Origin of the sequence: Maricaulis alexandrii (assembly GCF_005871165.1) — a bacterium.
GTDB classification, from domain to species: Bacteria; Pseudomonadota; Alphaproteobacteria; order Caulobacterales; family Maricaulaceae; genus Maricaulis; species Maricaulis alexandrii.
This window is the reverse complement of record NZ_SWKP01000006.1, coordinates 73,922-92,060: the sequence shown is the minus strand read 5'-3', so window position 1 is coordinate 92,060 and position 18,139 is coordinate 73,922. Positions and strand designations below refer to the sequence as shown.

The window sequence follows — 18,139 nt, the reverse complement described above, 5'->3', positions numbered from 1 at the left end:
GAACAGAATGTGAACAAATATCGGCGGCTCCTGAAGGGCTACCGCAGATAAATGGAGATGTGGGCGATGGCGGGAAGCGTCAACAAGGTAATCCTGGTGGGCAATCTGGGCCGTGACCCGGAGATCCGCCGTATGAACAGTGGCGATCCGGTCGTCAATCTCTCCGTCGCGACGTCCGAGAGCTGGCGTGACAAGAATTCCGGCGAGCGCCGGGAAAAGACCGAATGGCACCGGGTCGTGATCTTCAACGACCAGCTGGCCAAGGTCGCCGAGAACTACCTGAAAAAGGGCATGAAGGTTTACATTGAGGGCCAGCTGCAGACCCGCAAATGGACCGACCAGAACGGCCAGGAGAAATACTCCACCGAAGTCGTGCTCCAGCGTTTCCGTGGCGAGCTGCAAATGCTCGACGGGCGCGGTGAGGGCGGTGGCTCCTTCCAGAGCTCCGATAGCGGCGGCTATGACAGCTTTGGTGGCGGCGGTTCCGGCGGTGGCGGTGGCCAGCGCTCCATGGACGGCCCGAAGGAAGACTTCAGCCGCAATGACCTGGATGACGAGATCCCGTTCTAGACCTCTCTCCCGGTACGAAGCCTTCGAAAACCCCGGTCGTCCGACCGGGGTTTTCTTTTGCCGTGCGGCTTAACAAGCCGGGCTCATCCCGGCATGGTGCCGGCAGAACATGGCGAGGGGGGATATCATGCGGATCATTGCGATCATCGTGGCCGTGCTGGCGGTCATCCTGGGGCTGGCGCTCTACGGGCCAGGCTCGATTGCGGCCATGCGGCTGGAGCTCGAGCCGACACAGGACGCGCTGCTGGCCCGCATGGGAGAGGTCACCGAACCGCTGCGCGAGGAGCGCACCGATCTGCACGGCGCGGAAGATGTCGAGCCGGGTCCGGACGGGAATCTCTACACCTCGCTGGCCGATGGCCGGATCATGATGCGAACGCCGCAGGGCGCCTGGCTGGATGTGGCCAATACGGGCGGGCGTCCGCTCGGACTCGCTTTCGGTCCTGAGGGGGACCTCTTCGTCGCCGATGCCTTGCGCGGTCTTTTGCGTTGGGACGGCCAGGACTGGGAGGTCTGGCTGGCCGACCGGTCCGAGGGTGGCCCGCTGGTCTTCACCGATGATCTCACCGTTCTGGAGGATGGCCGTATCATCCTCACTGACGCCTCCCTGCGCCATGGTTATGGCGACCACATGATGTCCTTCCTCGAGGCGGACCAGACCGGCCGTATCCTTTCCGTCACGGCTCCGGGTGAGTACAGTGTGCTGGCCGAGGGGCTCGCCTTCATCAATGGCGTCGACCACGATCCGGAGACCGGCACTGTCTATGTCAACGAGACCTGGGCCGGGCGTATCTGGACGCTGAATCCGGACAGCGGCGCGATGAGCGTGCTGGTCGATGGTCTTCCCGGTTATCCGGACAATCTGGATTTCGATCCGGCCTCGGGCCTGATCTGGTCGGCCCTGCCATCCCTGCGCTCGGCCGAGCTGGATGCGCTGCATGGCAAGCCCCTGCTCAAGCGCCTGGTCTGGCGCCTGTTGCAGATCAATGGCCTGCCTGACCTGCCGGACCGCCCGCCGCTCGCGGTGGCCGTGACCCCTCAGAGTGAGGTCCGTCACATCGTCCAAGGACCCGTGTCACCGGCCGATGGTGTCACCGGCGTCACCGTCTGGAATGACGAACTCTGGATGAGTGGTCTGGATCGCGACGGCTTCACGATCTTTGCGATACCGAACTCTGCGGGACCTGGGGACGGCTAGTCCCCATATTCAAATCTCACTGAATTATAACGGGAAAATGGACATCCGCCCGTCGCACTGCCAAAACTACTAATTTGTTAGTTGAATTATTTTCGCCGCTGTGCAGGCTGAGGCTGTCAACTAAGGAATTCGTAGATGGCCCGTTCTGCCTCACCACAACTCACTGAAGCTGAAAACAGGATCATGACCGTCCTCTGGGACCGGGGTGAAGCCAGCGTCCGGGACGTCACGGACGCGCTCGCCGTCGAGCATGGCCTGGCTTACACCACCGTGCTGACAACAATCCGCATCATGGCGGACAAGGGGTATGTCGGCTTCCACAAGGATGGCCGGGCACACATCTATCGCCCCTTGCTCAGCCGGGAAGGGGCGCAGAACCGCGCGCTGGGCTCGCTGGTCAAATCACTGTTCGGCGGCTCGCCCCAGAGGCTGGCCCAGCACCTGGTTCAGGAAGAACAGCTGACACTCGAGGATATCGAGGCCCTGCGGGCCGAACTGCTCAAAGGGCAGGACGACCGGGGAGACGCGTCATGATGATGTCCGTGCTCCAGGCGGCCGGCCTCACCCTGATCGGTGCCACGCTGCTGGCCGGTCTGGTGAAGGCGTTCGACCGCTGGGCGCCACGCCGCATGGTGCGGGAGCGCCATGACCTGGCCCTGGCGGCCTTCCTGACTGTTCCGCTCATCTTTGTCGCGGCCGTTCTGCCATCGCCCGCACGGGATGCGGTGACCGTGCCGGTCTATCAGGTCCAGGGGGCGGCGGACGCCACGGCCAGCGAACCGGCCAAGGACGAGCATTTGCGGGAATTGCCCGAATTGCCGGTCTTCGGGGCGGAGCCGGGGGCTGCGGGCTTGCCGGTCGACCCGGTCCTGATCGCCCAGGGCGCGCTCGCCCTGTGGGGCGGGATCAGCCTCTTCCTGGTCCTTCGCCTGATCCTGGACCTGATGGCCTTGCGGGGCTTCATCCGCCGTGCCCATCCGGTTGAGCGGCCGGATGCGCTGGCCCTGTCACGGGATTTGCCGCTGGTCCGCAGCCGGGAAGTGGCCGGTCCGATGCTGGCCGGCTTCCTGCGGCCCGTCATTCTGGTGCCCGAAGGTTTTGCGCTGGATGCCAAGGCTCGCCCCATCCTGGAGCATGAAATCGCCCACGCCCGTCGTGGAGATACCTGGACCGCACTGGGGCTGCGCCTGCTCGATGTGGCGTTCTGGTGGGTTCTGCCCCTGCGTGTCCTGCCGCCGGTTCTCGACACGGCCCGGGAGACGCTGTGCGACCGGGAAGCGGTTCGCCTGACCGGGCAGCCGCGGCTTCTGGCCGGGGCGCTGCTGGACACGGCAGCCGCCGCGATCCGGACGCCTTCCCTGGCTCTGGCCGCAGCGCCGACCCGCTCCGGATTGGCCCGCCGCATCCATCATCTCACCTCCCCCGACCTGCAATCCCGAAAGGATAGTGTCATGCGTTTCGCCCTGATCTTGCCCGCTCTCGCGGCCGGAAGCCTGGTTCTCACTCCGAATGTCGGAGCCGTGGTCGATGTGTCACCCGCGCCGTCGCGCGCCCTGGATGATGCGCTGGACCTGGATGTCCGGCTCTTCCACGCGGCGCGTCGCGGGCGGGACCGGCAGGTGGAGCAATTGCTGGAAGAGGGCGCCAATCCGAACGTGGCCTTCCGGGGTGACGGGACCGCCCTGACTGCGGCGGTCAGCCGGGGACATTCAGAAATTGTGGCGCGTCTCCTGGAAGCCGGTGCCGATCCGGATTTGGGTGTTCGCGGCGATGGCAGTCCCTTGATCAAGGCGGCGGCGCGCGGCGACCGGGCCATGGCCGAGCGCCTGATCGCTTTCGGGGCCGATGTGGACTCAGCCTGGTCCGGTGACGGCAATGCGCTGATTGCAGCTGCACGTCGCGGCCAGACGGATATGGCCAGCCTGCTGCTGGAAGCCGGAGCGGACCCCAATGCCTATGTGCGGGGGGATGAGACCCCGCTGATCAATGCAGCCCAGCAGGGCCGGCGTGAGGTTGCTGAACTCCTCGTCGAAGCGGGGGCGGATGTCTCCCTGACCGTCCTCGCAAACCGCCGCGAAGGCGCCAATGAATACCGTTCGCCGATCAGCGAAGCCCGGCGCAACGGGCATCGCGACATGGTGCGCTGGCTGGAGTCGCTTGGCGCCACCCACAATCCCCCGTCCGAATAGGATGGCCGGGCGCGCCGGGATGTTTGAGCCCCTGACGCGTCCACCCCAACCCCTCTGAAATCTGGAGTCTGTGATGTTTCAGTCTGCTTTCGCCCCGGTGGCGAAACCCATTGTCGTGCTCGCGAGTCTGGCGGCTTGTTTCGCCGCCACACCGGCCGGGGCCCATTCGCCCGGTGATTTCACCGACCATCTCCGCCCGCGGATCCAGCAGGCCGAGGTCCCGATCGTCTGGACGCTCGAGGAGCGTATGGAGCATTACGGGGTCCCCGGTGTCGCTGTGGCCATCATCGGGGATGGCGAGATCATTCATGCCGCCGGTTATGGCGTCCTGCAGGCTGGCGGTGACACGCCCGTTGACGCCGACACGGTGTTTTCTGCCGGTTCCGTCAGCAAGGTGGCTTCGGCAACACTGGCCCTGCGCCTGGTTGAGGCGGGGCATCTCGATCTGGATGAGGATGTGCTGGCGCGCCTGTCATCCTGGACCCTTCCGGCGGAGCGGGATGTGGCCTCCGGCACGGCCGTGCCGCTGCGTGCCATCCTGTCCCATACGGCAGGCTTCAACCTGCACGGCTTTACCGACTTCCAGCCCGGTGATCGCCTGCCGGACGTGATCGACACGTTGAATGGTACCGCACCGACTGGCGATGATCCGCTGGCGCGCGAAGCGCCGTCCGGGCTGGCCTATCGCTATTCCGGTGGCGGGTACACGCTGGCGCAATTGCTGATGACGGATGTGATGCAGCAGACCTATCCTGATCTGGCGGCCCGTCACTTGTTCCAGCCCCTGGGGCTGAGCCGGTCCAGCTTTGCCAATCCCCTGCCGGACAATTTCGACAATATCGCCCGGGCTCACAATGCGCAGGGCGAGGCTGTCGCCTTGCCGCGCGGGTATGAGGCCATGCCGGAAATGGCAGCGTCCGGATTGTGGGTCAGCGCTCGCGACCTGGGCACGCTGGTGGCCGAGCTGATCAACAGCTATCGCGGGGAGGGGCAGGCCCTGTCCCAACCGATGGCGGTCTCGATGATGACCCGTATTGCCCCCAGCGAGCACGGCCTGGGACCGCGTCTGGACGGTAGCGGGGCAGGCTTCATCTTCCATCATGGCGGTGCCAACAACTCCTACCGGGCCTGGATTGAAGGGCATTTGGCAAGCGGTGACGGCCTCGTCATTCTCACCAATGGGACCCAGGGGCGTGCGCTGATCGACGAGATCCGCAATGCTGTCACCGATACGATGGACTGGGAAATGAACCGTCCGGTCCTGGCGCCGCAAATCGCGCTGGATCCGGTTGAGCTGGACGCATTCGCCGGTGTCTACGCCGTCGACCCGGCCTTCCCGGCCAGTGTCCGTCAGCAAATGCGCGGCTGGATTTTCGAAAGCGATCTGGAAATCCGCGTGGTGGACGGCCAATTGCAGGCCGGACGGGCCGGGGGTGACCGGTTCAGCCCGCTGATTCCTCTCGCGCCCAACCGTTTCGCCATGCCGGATTTCCGGCAGACGGTGGGGCATGCCGAGTTTGAATTCCATCGCAATGCGCTGGGCGAGACCCTCGGCTTCACCTTCCATTTGTCCAACGCCCAGTCCCACTATCTGCGGCAATAAGCCCTTGGGCCGAAACGCCTCTTCCGCTGCGCAGCCGGGTCTGTAAACTGGGCGCCTTGCGCAGCGGGAGGGGCGGGGATGCGAATACTGGTTGCCGGGGCGTCGGGCTTTATCGGCTCGCATATCGCCGCCCATCTCCAGTCCCTCGGGCATGACGTGCTGGCCGCCGCACGCGGCGTCGACAAGGCCGCCCGCCGGCTGCCCTATCTGGACTGGGTGGCCTGCGATTTCCGGACGGACCGGGTCGAGGAATGGTGCGCCCGGCTGGAGGGTGTCGATGCCGTCGTCAACTGCGTCGGCGTGCTGCAAGACGGTCTGGGCGATGACAGCCGTGCCGTTCATGTCGACGGGGCCGCCGCCCTGTTCCAGGCCTGCGAGGAGAAGAGCGTCCGCCGTGTCGTCCATATTTCCGCCGTCGGCGTCGCGGATGCCTCAGGCTCCGCCTATGCCCGCGACAGGCTGGCCGGGGAGGCCGCGCTCAAGGCGCGTGATCTGGACTGGCTCATCCTGCGCCCTTCGCTCGTCATCGCCAAGAATGTCTATGGTGGTACGGCGCTGATCCGTTCGCTGTGCGGTCTGCCTTTCATCACGCCGGTGGTCGGGGGCGAGCAGGTCTTCCGGCCCATCGCCATGGAGGATGTCTGCGCTGCCGTCGCGCAATTGGTTGAGCCGGGTGCCCCGTCGCAGCAGAGCTTCGATCTGGCCGGTCCTGAACCGGTCCGCTTCGACGAGCTCGTCCGGGGCTATCGGCGCTGGCTGGGGTTTGGCGAGAGCCGGATCTGGTCCGTACCGCGCTGGCTGGCGCGTCCTGCCTTCGCCGTCGGTGACCTTCTGGGCTGGCTGGGCGTGCGTACTTCGATGCGGACGAATTCACTCAAACAGCTCGATTTCGATGTCGAGGGTGATCCGGGACCCTGGCTTGATGCCACCGGTGCGAAACCTGCCGGATTTCACGACTGGCTTGCCGCCCATCCATCCGGCGTCCAGGACCGTTGGCAGGCCCGTCTCGGTTTTGCCCGTCCGCTGGCGCGTTGGGTGCTGGGCCTCTACTGGCTGATGACCGGCGTGCTCGCCCTGACGGTCGCCAGGGACCATGCCCACGAGGTGCTCACCGAGGCCGGGTTTGAGGCCGCTGCCAGACCACCCTTGCTATGGATCGGATCCCTTTTTGATATCGCTGTGGGGCTGGCCATGGTGGCCAAATGGCGCGTTCGCAGTATCGCCACGATCATGATCCTGGGTACTTTTGGTTATATTGCGACGCTGTCCTGGACCTATCCTGTGCTCTGGGCGGACGCGCTGGGGCCGATCCTGAAAGTCTTCCCGATGATGGCGCTCGCCCTGGTGATCGCCGCGACCGAGGATGAACGTTGATCGAGCTTTATCCGCTTCTCCGGCTGGTTCACATCCTCTCGGCCAGCGTCCTGTTTGGCACCGGGATGGGTATTGCCTTTTTCATGCTGATGGCCTGGCGGTCCGGGGACCGGGCGGCCTTCGCCCTGACCGCCCGTCAGGTCGTGCTGGCTGATTGGGTCTTCACCGCCACCGCCGTGATCATCCAGCCCCTGTCTGGTCTCGTTCTCGCGCATTTGGCCGGCTGGCCTATTGGTACGCCCTGGCTGCTCACGACCTATGCGCTGTACGCTTTCATCGGCGCCTGCTGGCTGCCGGTCGTGTGGATCCAGTACCGGGTTAAAACCCTTCTGGAACAACAAGGTGACGCGGCCTCAATCAACCGCCTCATGCGGATATGGTTCATCCTCGGCTGGCCGGCCTTTGCCGCCCTGATCGGCATTTTCTGGCTGATGATCACCAAGCCGGGCGCCTGATCGCTACATTCCCGGCCGCGGTTTGGGCAGGCGGATCCAGAGCGGCATATGGTCTGAAAAATCATGCTCGAACTTGGCAAAGAACCGGCTGCGCTGGGTCCGGCTCAGCGTGTTGATCGTGGCGTCGGTCCCGTGCAGGGCGTCCAGGAAGAGCCGCACGAAATCAAACATGCCGTAGTCGAATCCGCCCTCGACTTCGCCCGCCCTGGCATTGGCCGTGTGGTTGGGCAGGCGCTTGTCATGCACGAAGAGGCCGATCTGGTCATAGGTCTGGTCCAGCCGGGCATTGGTGCGGAAGGGCCCGGGCGTGCCATCGTCCAACAGCCAGTCGGCGCCGCGCACCGGATGCGCATCAAAGAAGGGGAAATTCACGCGGGCGGCGCGTTTCGACTTCAGGAATTCCTGGTCGATCAGCTTGATGAAGCCCTCGATTTCCTTGCGGTCCTCGATCGGGTCATCAAAGTCCAGATTGAGATCGCCCAGCAGGATGAAATTGAGGTGATAGGTGCGGTCCTGCTTTTTCACCCGCGTATAGATCCAGTCCAGCAGGGCAAAGAACTCAGCCCGTCTTTCCTCCTTCTGGGCCGAGGCATCGCCATAGAGAAGATGCGCGTTCACGGCCAGGAATTCATAGGGTTCGGCGGGGCCCAGCGGTTTGACCCGGAAGGAGCAGCAATAGGGTGAACGGATGAAGGTCAGAAAGTGCGGCAGTTTGAACGCCGGCATCTCCGGCCGGGAGGGGACCTCAACATCTTCGCCCCGCTTCCTTGCGGCCCGGGCCGCATCATAGGCGGCCTTCTCGGCGTCGAAGGCGGCGACCTCGGCGGCGCGGGTTTTCAGCGCCTCGCCGAAATCCAGCCGGTGGGTGAGCAGATTGTCCTGCACCGCCGAGCGGTCATAGGAGATGTCCGAGGCGACCTCGGTGCGTTCGATCGTATCCCAGCGGAAGAGATAGCCCAGCCGTTCGATCAGCCCGTCGCGGCCGGGAATGGCTCCGGTCACGTCCGATACGGCCAGTCCGTAGCGGTCGCCCGAGAGGTCTTTCAGAAAGCCCAACGCTTCCAGATTGTCCTGGATCTCCTGGATGGCGAGCAGGTCTGTCGCCTTCACATAGCGCGCCAGTAGGCGGAAAGCGCCGTCCGACTTGGTCTTCAGTGTGCCCAGTTTGCGGATGTTGAAGGAGGACAGGATGACGCTGTCATCCCGCCGCGCCGGAAAGCCATAGCGCCCTGGATCGGCATCCAGCAAGGCATTGATCCGCGTCCATTCCGCCGGTGTGAATTCCCCCATCACGCCCTCCCGCTGAAATTGTCGAGGCGAGTTTACTCGCTTTGAGGGGGAGGGGCGAGGGTGGATCAGGTTCGGGGGGTGAAGCTTTCCACCGTGCCGGTCGTCTGCCGCCCGGAAGCCTGCAACGCGCCGCCGATAGAGTAGATCGTGTTGCCGATGGCCACACCGCCCAGACCATGGCGCGGGCTGCGCATGTCCGGTCCGGCGCTCCAGGCATCGGTTTGCGGATCATAGACCCAACACTGCGGATAGACCCCGCCGCCATCGTCGAACCATTCCCCGCCGAAGGCGTAGATTTTTCCGCCCGACACGGCCGCGGCCAGACCGCCTTGGGCCTGTGGCATCGGAGCCAGGCTTTCCCAGCTGTCGCTCGCCGGATCATAGGCTTCATGGAAGGCCTGGTTGCCCTCGGCCACGGTCCGGCCGGCAACGACGTGGAAACGCCCGTTGAGCACCACACCGGCCGCCGAATTGCGCGGATTGGGATTGGGCGCTGCGGTGTGCCAGCGATCGGCCGTGGCGTCATAGACGAAATGCGCGCCACTATCGGTATGGTCGGTCCATTGAACATTCGCATCGCCCGCCGGCTGCCGGCCGGTGGCGACATGGATCATCCCGTTCAGCGACACCGCACAGGTCTCCGCAAAGGGCTCCGGCAGGGACGCCATTTCGGTCCAGCTGTCGGCCTCTGGATCATAGCGCGTATTCGTCGCCAGCATCCCCCAGATTCCGCCCTCGACGGCATGGAAGCCGCCAATGGCGTAAACCGCCCCGGCATGGCCGACGAGATTGGGGTGGTGACGCGGTTCGGGGAGGGACGTGCGGGCGCCCCATGCAAAGTCGCAGATCATGTAGGGGATGCCGCCCGCAGCGATCTCCTCGCCCTGATCGTGGACGGTTCGCATGACGTGCAGCGCATCACTGATGCTGTCCACATCGTCGCCGTCCGCAGCTTGAAGGCCACCGGCGACATAAATCCGTCCGTCCAGAACAGCGGGATAGATCTCCTGGATTTTCACGGGGAGCGGCGTGCGGGCGCGCCAGCCATCGGTCGGCGGAACGGTGCATCGTTTCATCGCCATCGCCGGATGCGTCCCGACAAGGACGGCCCCGGCTCCCAGAAGCGCGCTGCGTCGTGAAATCCTGATCATGCCTGTCTCCCCGGCCTGTCTCTCTGTCCCAATGATTACAGCAAGATAATCCTGTCCGGACAGGTTTTTCCTCGCTTCGGGACGCCAGTTTTGTTCCAATCGGCATCTCAAACACGCCAGCTGGATACCGGGTCCTGTTGGCCCGGCCGATGAGTTGTAACACCCGATGACACGCCGCGAAAAACAATCTGAATCACTCGAGATCCGCCTGGGCTATTCCGCCAAGCAGGCCTTCATGGAGGCCTGCCGCGAGAAAGGGCTGACCGCGAGTGAAGTGGTGCGCGATTTCGTGGAAGCCTATCCGGTGGACCGCAAGGCCGACCCGGGACCCCGTTTCTTCAACAAGCTGACGGAGTTCCCCATGAGCATGGCTGCTTCCACCCTTTTGATGTTCACCCTGGGCGCCTCGGCGCTGCTGCCGGCCCAGACTGCCAATGCCAATAATCACGATCCCGAGGCCAGCTTTGCCTCCATCGACACGGACGGTGATGGGGGCTTCGACCTGCTCGATCTCTACCGTGAGGCGGGGCTGACCGCGGATGGTCGGCTTGGCCCGGAATTGCGGGCTCAAGCGGAAGCCTCCATGCAGGAGGCCCTCTCCGAGTTCGGCCCTCGCTTCCAGGAAGAATTCCTCAATCCCGACTATGTCGAGCGCATTCTGGCCGATGCCGAGGAAAGTGCCCGCACATCGGTCGGCGAAGCCTTCGACGACATCGATACCAATGCCGATGGCCGTGTCGAGTGGAGCGAATTCCTCGATGCCTGGGACTATGACGGGACCGGTGCCCGTCAGCTGGTCCCGTCCAACGACGGCTAGTTTGCCGGGCAGTTGCCGCCGGTGATCCGTTCCACAACGGCCGGATCACCGTCGGTCTCGGCCGGCTCCAGGCCCAGGGCGCAGGCGATCACGCCATAGACATTCACATTCTCGAACGCATCCGGACGTGTGCCCTGCGGGAAGATCGGACCGGCCCCGATGAAGGTCGCGCCCATCTGTTCGGCATGGTTGTCATAGCCGTGCTGGCCGCGAAGACCCGACAGGTAGGGATTGCTCAGATCCGCATCGGTGCGGGTGATCAGCCATTCAGGATCGGCCAGGATGAACAGGTCCGGACCACGACCGGGATAATCGAAATGCCAGTGCGAAGGCATGTCTTGGCGGCGATAGGCGGTCAGGTGTGGATGCACATTCTGAAGCTCGGCATAGGCGCGTTCGACGGCGTCGTCAGCGCCATAAGCCATCAGGAAGGGTTCCAGGCCCGGTCCGTAATTGCCGGAGAATTCTTCGACGAACAGCCCGTCCAGATCACTGTGCTCGTCGATCATGATCAAACGGTCCAGCGAGACCGGCGCCATGCCATGGTCGGACACGATGATGATATTGGTGCGCTCCAGCAGGCCGCGCGCTTCCAGGCCGGCGACCAGGTTGCCGACCAGCCGGTCTACTTCTGCCACAGCCTCACCCTCTTCCGGTGTAAACGGTCCTGCGCGGTGTTCAACCGTGTCGACATGGTCGAAATAGACAGCGCCGAAGCGTGGCCGCTCGTCTTCGGGGGCATCGAACCAGGACAGGACTTCGGTGACCCGGTCATCATAGGGCATGTCGTGCTGATAGGGATGCCAGACCGAGGCGTAATCGCCGTCGAACGGCGCTTCCGATCCGAGCCAGAACATGATGTGGCTGCGCACATCCTGGCGCTCCGCCGTGATCCAGATCGGCTCGCCATCCCACCAGAACGGGTCCTGGGGACTGCCTTCGCGGGCGGAGAAATGACGGTGGTGATGCTGGTCCCAAGGTGAATTGGACACCATGCCGTGGTGTTCCGGGTAAAGGCCCGTCGCCAGGGAGTAGAAGTTCACGAAAGTCTTGGAGGGCATGACGGGATGCATGCGCTCGGCCCGAACACCGCGATCGGCGAGGGCTTGCAGGTTCGGTGCGTTCCACCGGTCCAGCGCGTCATAGCGCAGTCCGTCCAGTCCGATCATCAGCACGATGGCGTCTTCGTCATCGTTCTGCCCTGCCGGCAACGGCAGGTGCGAGCAGGCGGCCAGGAGCAGGGCGAAACAGGCAGGCAGGACACGACGGATCATGGTTATCCCCAACAAGGTTCAATCAGGTTTTCGTGTAAGCGCAGGAGATGACGAATGAAAGACAGTACGCGTCATTTTCTGTAGCCGGCCCAACCGCCCCCGCCGTTTGCGCGCCTTGCCCCTGATTGTTAAGACTTGGCGACAGGCCTGCCGCCTGATTCACGCGCTGATTCCATGGAAACAGTCCGGTGTGTGGAGGGGCGGCGTTTTTCGTGGCTTTGGCGCGGTTTGGCGCGCTGCCCGGAAACCAGAGAAAAGAGGACCGCCTTGAGCGATCACGATGACGATCTGAACCCGGCCGGTGGGGATTCCGGTCTCCCGGACGGTATCGGCAATATTGCCATCGAAGACGAGATGCGTTCGTCCTATCTGGACTACGCGATGAGCGTCATCGTCTCGCGCGCCATCCCGGATGCGCGTGACGGTCTGAAACCGGTGCACCGCCGCATTCTCTACACGATGCACGAGAACGGGCAGACGCACGAAAAAGCCTACCGCAAATGTGCCACCGCCGTCGGTGACGTGATGGGTCGCTATCACCCGCACGGTGACCAGGCCGTCTATGACGCGCTGGTGCGTCTGGCCCAGTCCTGGTCCATGCGCGTGCCGCTGATCGATGGTCAGGGCAATTTCGGCTCGATCGACGGCGATCCGCCCGCTGCCTATCGTTACACCGAAGCCCGGATGGAAAAGGTCGCCCAGTCCCTGCTCGCGGATATCGACAAGGACACGGTCAATTTCGTCGACAACTATTCTGCCGAACGCCAGGAACCCGTCGTCCTGCCGGCACGCTATCCCAATCTTCTGGTGAATGGCGCCAACGGCATCGCCGTCGGCATGGCCACGAACATCCCGCCGCACAATCTGGGTGAGGTGATCGATGGCACGCTGGCGCTGATGGACAATCCGCAGCTGACGGACACCGAGTTGCTGGACTATCTGCCGGGACCGGATTTCCCGACCGGCGGTCTCCTTCTGGGCCGTTCCGGTGCCCGCGACGCCATCGCCACCGGCCGCGGTTCCATCGTCATGCGCTCGCGCACCACGGTCGAGGAAGTGCGCAATGGCCGTCAGGCCATCATCGTCCACGAAATTCCCTACCAGGTGAACAAGGCCTCGATGATCGAGAAGATCGCCGACCTGGTTCGCGAGAAGAAGATCGAGGGCATTGCCGACCTGCGCGACGAGTCGGACCGCAATGGTCTGCGCGTTGTCATCGAGCTGAAGCGCGATGCCAATGCCGATGTCATCCTCAACCAGCTTTATCGCTGGTCGCCCATGCAGACGAGCTTCGGCGCCAACATGCTGTCCCTGGTCGGCGGCCGTCCGCAGCTGCTTGGTGCGCTGGATATCCTCAAGGAATTCCTGCGCTTCCGAGAGGAAGTCGTCGCACGCCGCGCCAAGTTCGAGCTGAACAAGGCCCGCGACCGTGCCCATGTCATCATCGGCCTGGCGCTCGCTGTGGCCAATATCGACGAGGTCATCGCCCTGATCCGCCGTGCGCCGAACCCGGCGGCCGCGCGGGAAGAGCTGATGTCGCGCGACTGGCCGGCCGCTGATGTGGCGCCGCTGGTGGAACTCGTGGCCGATCCGCGCTCGGTCTTGCGTGACGGCAATGTCCTGCGTCTCACCGAGGAACAGGCCCGCGCCATCCTGGAACTGCGCCTGAACCGTCTGACCGGTCTGGGTCGCGAGGAATTGGGCAATGAAGCCGCGACGCTTGCCGAACAGATCGAGGATCTGCTCGACATCCTGCGCTCGCGTCAGCGCGTGCTCGACATCATTCGGTCCGAACTGGTCGAGGTGAAAGAGAATTACGCGACGCCGCGCCGGTCCGAATTCATCGATGCCGGCTTCGACTTCGAGGATGAGGATCTCATCCCGCGGGAAGACATGGTCGTCACCGTGACCCATGGCGGCTACGCCAAGCGTACGGCGCTGTCCGATTACCGGGCCCAGCGCCGGGGCGGCAAGGGCCGCTCGGGCATGTCGATGAAGGAAGAGGACTTCGTGTCCACACTCTTCGTCGCCTCGACCCACGCACCGCTGCTCTTCTTCTCCAATCGCGGCATGGTCTACAAGACCAAGACCTGGCGTCTGCCGCTGGGCGCGCCGAACACGCGTGGCAAGGCGCTCGTCAACATGCTCCCGCTGGAGCAAGGCGAGACCATCACCTCCATCATGGCGCTGCCAGAAGATGAGAGCGTGTGGGCGGAAATGGACGTCATGTTCGCCACGAACAAAGGCACGGTCCGCCGCAACAAGCTGTCCGACTTCGTCCAGGTCAATCGCAACGGCAAGATTGCGATGAAGCTGGAGAGCGAGGACGACCGGATTATCAATGTCGCCCTGTGTACCGAGAATGACGATGTTTTCCTGGTCTCCGAAACCGGTCGCGCGATCCGCTTCCGGGTTTCCGATGTCCGGGTCTTCGCCGGCCGCAATTCGGTCGGTGTGCGCGGTATCCGCATGGCTGAGGACAATACGGTCATCTCGATGACCATCCTGCGTCATGTCGATATCGAACCGTCCGAAGCCACCGCCTATCTCAAGCACGCGGCGGCCATGCGGGCTGCGGCGACCGGGGAAGAGGAAGAGGCGGTCACGGCCGATTCCGAAGAGGACACGATCGAGGATGCCGCCCTGTCGGCCGAACGCATCGCCGAGCTCGGCGCGGCAGAGGAATTCCTCCTCGTCGTCGGCAATGACGGCTTCGGCAAACGGTCTTCGGCCTATGGCTTCCGCGTCATGAATCGCGGCGGTCAGGGTGTCTGGGCGCATGACCACAAGCGTGGCACCGCCCTGTCGGCCAGCTTCCCGGTGGATGACAGCGACCAGATCATGGCTGTCACCGATGCCGGTCAGCTGATCCGCTTCCCGGTCGACACGGTCCGGATCGCCTCGCGCGGATCGCGCGGTGTCCGCCTGATCCGCCTCAATGAGAGCGAGAATGTCGTCGCCGTCGTCCGCATCCAGGATGCCCAGGATGATGAGGATGTGGTGGAAGACGGTGAGGGACAGGTGATCGAGGGCGAGGGCGGTGAAGCTCCGTCCGATCCGCCCGCCGCTTCCGATGACACACCGGACGGGGACACGCCGGAAACCTAAACGCGGATTTGGCCTCCGGAGGTTTTGATCCCGGAGGCCAATCCCGCTACAAGCGCTTCAGGCTGGCCAGAAAGGCACCGCATGACCCGCATCGCCCTTTATCCGGGAACCTTCGATCCGATCACCAATGGTCATATCGACATCATTGGCCGGGCCGTGAAAATGGTCGACAAACTGGTCATCGGCGTGGCCATCAACGAGGCCAAGAAGCCGCTCTTCTCGCTGGAGGAACGGGTTGAGATGGTCCGCTCCCAGGTGGAGCAATTCTCGAGCGTCGCGGATATCGAGGTCCGCCCCTTCGATGGCCTGCTCATGCATTTTGCCGAAGAGGTCGGGGCCCAGTCCATTGTGCGGGGCCTGCGCGCCGTGTCCGACTTCGAATACGAATTCCAGATGGTCGCGATGAACCAGCGTCTCAATGACGATATCGAGACCGTCTTCCTGATGGCCGATCCGCGCCACCAGGCCATTGCCTCGCGGCTGGTCAAGGAAATCTGCTCGCTGGGCGGACGGGTTTCCGACTTCGTGCCGCCCGCGATTGAAGCCCGTCTCAAGGAGCGACTTGCGTGATCATGCGTTTTACAGTTTCCGCCTCTCTCGCCCTGGCCCTGACGGCTGCGGCCTGTGCCCGTGAAACCGCCAGTGATGTGGAGGCCGAAGCGGCTGCGGCTTCGGCGGCGTCCAGCACGGCAACGGCCCAGACCGAAACGGTCGAAACCGCGCCGGACTGGAATCTGCCGGATGAGGCCTGGCGCACCGTCGACCAGGACCGTCTCCTGTATCTGGAGACCGATCATGGCCGCGTCATCATCGAGCTGGCTCCGGAATTCGCGCCCAATCACGTCGCCCGCATGCGCGAGCTGATCGATGAGCGCTTCTACGACTTCCTGGTCTTTCACCGGGTGATCGAGGGCTTCATGGCCCAGGCCGGGGGCTCCCGCGCCAATCCGGGCCATGCGGCGGACAAGGAACCGCTCGAGGCCGAATTCACCACCCGCCGCATTCCGGGGGAAATGCCGATGACGGAAATCCAGGACCGGGTTGTCAATCCGGGCCTGAACCTGATGGGTCGCGCCGGTTTCTGGAACGGCTTTGCGGCCGGCACCCAGCCGTCCGCCCAGGCCATGATCTCCATGGATGGCGCGGTTGAGAGCTGGCTCCTGCACTGCCGCGGCGCGGCCGCGATGGCGCGCACCAATGACCCCAACTCTGCCCGCAGCCAGTGGTACATCACCACCGGCAATGCCGAGCACCTCAACGCGACCTACACGGTTTGGGGCCGGGTTCGCTCGGGCATGGATGCCGTTGACCAGATCGCCGTCGGTACCGCGATGGAAGATCCCGATTTCCGCCCAGACGTGATCCGCTCCCTGCGCGTCGGCAGTGATGTGCCGGCCGAAGAGCAGATCGAGGTCCAGGTGGCCGACACCGACAGCGAGGCCTTTGCGGCCTATCTTGAAACCCTGCGCGACGATGCGGGCGCCCTGCCTGACATTTGCGAAATTCCCGTGCCGACCCGGATTGAGGAGTAAGACCCATGGCCGAAGAACAACTCGTATTCACCCTCGAAGGCGGCGACGTCACCATCAAGCTGCGCCCGGACCTGGCGCCGAAGCATGTCGAGCAGATCACCAAACTGGTGAAGGACGGCTTTTATGACGGTCTGACCTTCCACCGCGTGATCGACGGTTTTGTCGCCCAGGGCGGTTGTCCGAACGGCAATGGCATGGGTGGTTCCGGCACGAACATCCCGGCCGAGTTCAATTCGGAACCCCATGTCCGCGGCACCATGTCCATGGCCCGTGCCGCCGATCCGGACAGTGCCTCCAGCCAGTTCTTCATCTGCCTGGACGACGTGCCCTACCTGAACAACCAGTACACGGTCTGGGGTGAAGTCATCTCGGGCATGGAACATGTCGATGCCCTGCCGAAAGGCGAGCCGCCGGCCAATCCGGGCAAGATCGTCAAGGCAAGCATCGTCGAAGCCTGATCCGGTTCCTGGAACCCGAAACGAGAAAGCCGCGGGCACCCGGTCCCTGCGGCTTTTTCTTTGGAGTATTCACTCCGTCAGGATCAACGACCCGACCAGCGGACGATGATCCGATCCGGTCGTTGGGCCGACCCGGATGTGCTCGGTCACCCAATCCCCGCTGGCATAGATATGGTCGATCCCGATCAGCATCGGATCGGAGACCAGGCCGGCCCAGCCGGATTCGCCCAGCAAGGACTGTGACGGAAAGGTCGCCAGTCCGCGCGACCGGCGCTGCAGCCCGTAGGCCTCGTCCATGTGCGCCAGGGCCAGGGATGGCGCTGCGGCGTTGAAATCGCCCATCAGCACCATGGGGTCACCGGCCAGGCCGGCCAGGGCCGCGGCCAGGCCATCGCGTTGGCAGGACTGCGTGTCGCCGGGGATCGGCCAGGTCAGGTGTGTCGAGATGAAGACCGCCCGGCGTCCCGAAGGCAGTTGTACACGGGCCCAGACCCCCGGCGGGACTTCCCAGTCGCAGGGAATGGCCGTGCTCATGTCAATCGGCGCAGGACGCGCCAGGCAACCGCTTTCCAGGATTTGATACCGGCTCAGCACCCGGGTGGACCGGCAACGGGCGGCATGGGGATAGGCATCTGCGAGTGTGAATCCCACATCCGTGGCCTTGCCATTGGATTCCTGAAGCGCCAGCACGTCCGCGTCGAATGCCGTGAGGATATTCAATGTCAGCTCGGGGTCGGTATTCTGGACCCACATATTGTGCGTGGCGACGCGGACAGTGTCGCCCTCCAGATAAGATGGCGGAGCTTCCATTCGCGCCAGCGTCTCCGGCACGCCCGGTGCAGCAATCGCGGCCCAAACGCCCAGCATCCCCCATTTGGCCCATTTCAACCGGCTGGGCAGGGTCAGGATGACGCCCAGGCCGGCGACCACCACCCACAATCCCCAGAACTGGCGGAACACGTCCAGCCAGGGCGACAGGCCCCCGATCCACAGGATCACGGCCAGTCCGGCGCACACCGCCAGGGCGGCCAGGGCAAGAAGGGGATGACGCACGATGAAGGGACCCGCTGCTAGAAACTCGAACCCATTGCACACCAATGATTGCGATTGCGTGTGGCGA

16 protein-coding genes are annotated in these 18,139 nt (G+C 63.9%); 12 read left to right on the top strand and 4 right to left on the bottom strand.

The window, feature by feature from the left end:
• Nucleotides 1-66 precede the first annotated feature (66 nt).
• From FCS99_RS06760 to FCS99_RS06730, 7 genes are all read left to right on the top strand, one after another.
• Complete coding sequence (locus tag FCS99_RS06760; RefSeq protein ID WP_138511327.1) at nt 67-570, top strand: single-stranded DNA-binding protein; 504 nt, start codon at nt 67-69, stop codon at nt 568-570.
• Nucleotides 571-697: 127 nt separating this feature from the next.
• Nucleotides 698-1,768 carry an SMP-30/gluconolactonase/LRE family protein gene (locus FCS99_RS06755; RefSeq protein WP_138511326.1) on the top strand — a complete coding sequence of 357 codons (1,071 nt, stop codon included), beginning with the start codon at nt 698-700 and terminating at the stop codon, nt 1,766-1,768.
• A 135-nt stretch (nt 1,769-1,903) separates the two neighbouring features.
• A complete protein-coding gene (locus FCS99_RS06750) occupies nt 1,904-2,302 on the top strand; it encodes a BlaI/MecI/CopY family transcriptional regulator (RefSeq protein WP_138511325.1) in 399 nt (132 codons plus the stop codon).
• Nucleotides 2,299-3,957, top strand: coding sequence for a M56 family metallopeptidase (locus FCS99_RS06745; protein ID WP_138511324.1), 1,659 nt, complete (start codon nt 2,299-2,301; stop codon nt 3,955-3,957). The genes FCS99_RS06750 and FCS99_RS06745 overlap by 4 nt, the downstream gene beginning before the upstream one ends.
• Before the next feature lie 73 nt (nt 3,958-4,030).
• Nucleotides 4,031-5,560, top strand: a complete 1,530-nt coding sequence (locus tag FCS99_RS06740) for a serine hydrolase domain-containing protein (protein ID WP_138511323.1) — start codon at nt 4,031-4,033, stop codon at nt 5,558-5,560.
• A 78-nt stretch (nt 5,561-5,638) separates the two neighbouring features.
• On the top strand, nt 5,639-6,934 hold the full coding sequence (locus tag FCS99_RS06735; protein ID WP_138511322.1) for an NAD(P)H-binding protein: 1,296 nt from the start codon (nt 5,639-5,641) through the stop codon (nt 6,932-6,934).
• Nucleotides 6,934-7,389 carry a DUF2269 family protein gene (locus FCS99_RS06730; RefSeq protein WP_138511746.1) on the top strand — a complete coding sequence of 152 codons (456 nt, stop codon included), beginning with the start codon at nt 6,934-6,936 and terminating at the stop codon, nt 7,387-7,389. The genes FCS99_RS06735 and FCS99_RS06730 overlap by 1 nt, the downstream gene beginning before the upstream one ends.
• A 3-nt stretch (nt 7,390-7,392) precedes the next feature.
• On the opposite strand, the gene FCS99_RS06725 is transcribed toward FCS99_RS06730, so the two are convergent.
• Nucleotides 7,393-8,679, bottom strand: a complete 1,287-nt coding sequence (locus FCS99_RS06725) for an exonuclease/endonuclease/phosphatase family protein (RefSeq protein WP_138511321.1) — start codon at nt 8,677-8,679, stop codon at nt 7,393-7,395.
• A 65-nt stretch (nt 8,680-8,744) separates the two neighbouring features.
• Nucleotides 8,745-9,830 carry a Kelch repeat-containing protein gene (locus FCS99_RS06720; RefSeq protein ID WP_138511320.1) on the bottom strand — a complete coding sequence of 362 codons (1,086 nt, stop codon included), beginning with the start codon at nt 9,828-9,830 and terminating at the stop codon, nt 8,745-8,747.
• A 166-nt stretch (nt 9,831-9,996) separates the two neighbouring features.
• Here FCS99_RS06720 and FCS99_RS06715 point away from each other — a divergent pair, with 166 nt between their 5' ends.
• Nucleotides 9,997-10,647 carry an EF-hand domain-containing protein gene (locus FCS99_RS06715; RefSeq protein ID WP_138511319.1) on the top strand — a complete coding sequence of 217 codons (651 nt, stop codon included), beginning with the start codon at nt 9,997-9,999 and terminating at the stop codon, nt 10,645-10,647.
• Here FCS99_RS06715 and FCS99_RS06710 read toward each other — a convergent pair.
• A complete protein-coding gene (locus FCS99_RS06710) occupies nt 10,644-11,921 on the bottom strand; it encodes an alkaline phosphatase family protein (protein ID WP_138511318.1) in 1,278 nt (425 codons plus the stop codon). The genes FCS99_RS06715 and FCS99_RS06710 overlap by 4 nt on opposite strands.
• 267 nt (nt 11,922-12,188) lie before the next feature.
• Between FCS99_RS06710 and gyrA the strand changes: the two genes are divergently transcribed.
• The 4 genes from gyrA (at nt 12,189) to FCS99_RS06690 (ending at nt 17,019) form a co-directional block, all read left to right on the top strand.
• Nucleotides 12,189-15,029, top strand: coding sequence for a DNA gyrase subunit A (gene gyrA / locus FCS99_RS06705; RefSeq protein ID WP_233352688.1), 2,841 nt, complete (start codon nt 12,189-12,191; stop codon nt 15,027-15,029).
• Between the two features lie 81 nt (nt 15,030-15,110).
• Complete coding sequence (gene coaD, locus FCS99_RS06700) at nt 15,111-15,599, top strand: pantetheine-phosphate adenylyltransferase (RefSeq protein WP_138511316.1); 489 nt, start codon at nt 15,111-15,113, stop codon at nt 15,597-15,599.
• Nucleotides 15,600-15,601: 2 nt separating this feature from the next.
• Entirely contained in the window at nt 15,602-16,561 is a 960-nt protein-coding gene (locus FCS99_RS06695; RefSeq protein ID WP_138511315.1) for a peptidylprolyl isomerase, read from the top strand.
• 5 nt (nt 16,562-16,566) lie between these two features.
• The gene (locus FCS99_RS06690; RefSeq protein ID WP_138511314.1) at nt 16,567-17,019 is read left to right on the top strand and encodes a peptidylprolyl isomerase; all 453 of its coding nucleotides are present in this window, start codon (nt 16,567-16,569) and stop codon (nt 17,017-17,019) included.
• 69 nt (nt 17,020-17,088) lie between these two features.
• Here the strand turns inward: FCS99_RS06690 and FCS99_RS06685 are convergent, their stop codons facing one another.
• On the bottom strand, nt 17,089-18,072 hold the full coding sequence (locus FCS99_RS06685) for an endonuclease/exonuclease/phosphatase family protein (RefSeq protein WP_171036272.1): 984 nt from the start codon (nt 18,070-18,072) through the stop codon (nt 17,089-17,091).
• Nucleotides 18,073-18,139: the final 67 nt, after the last annotated feature.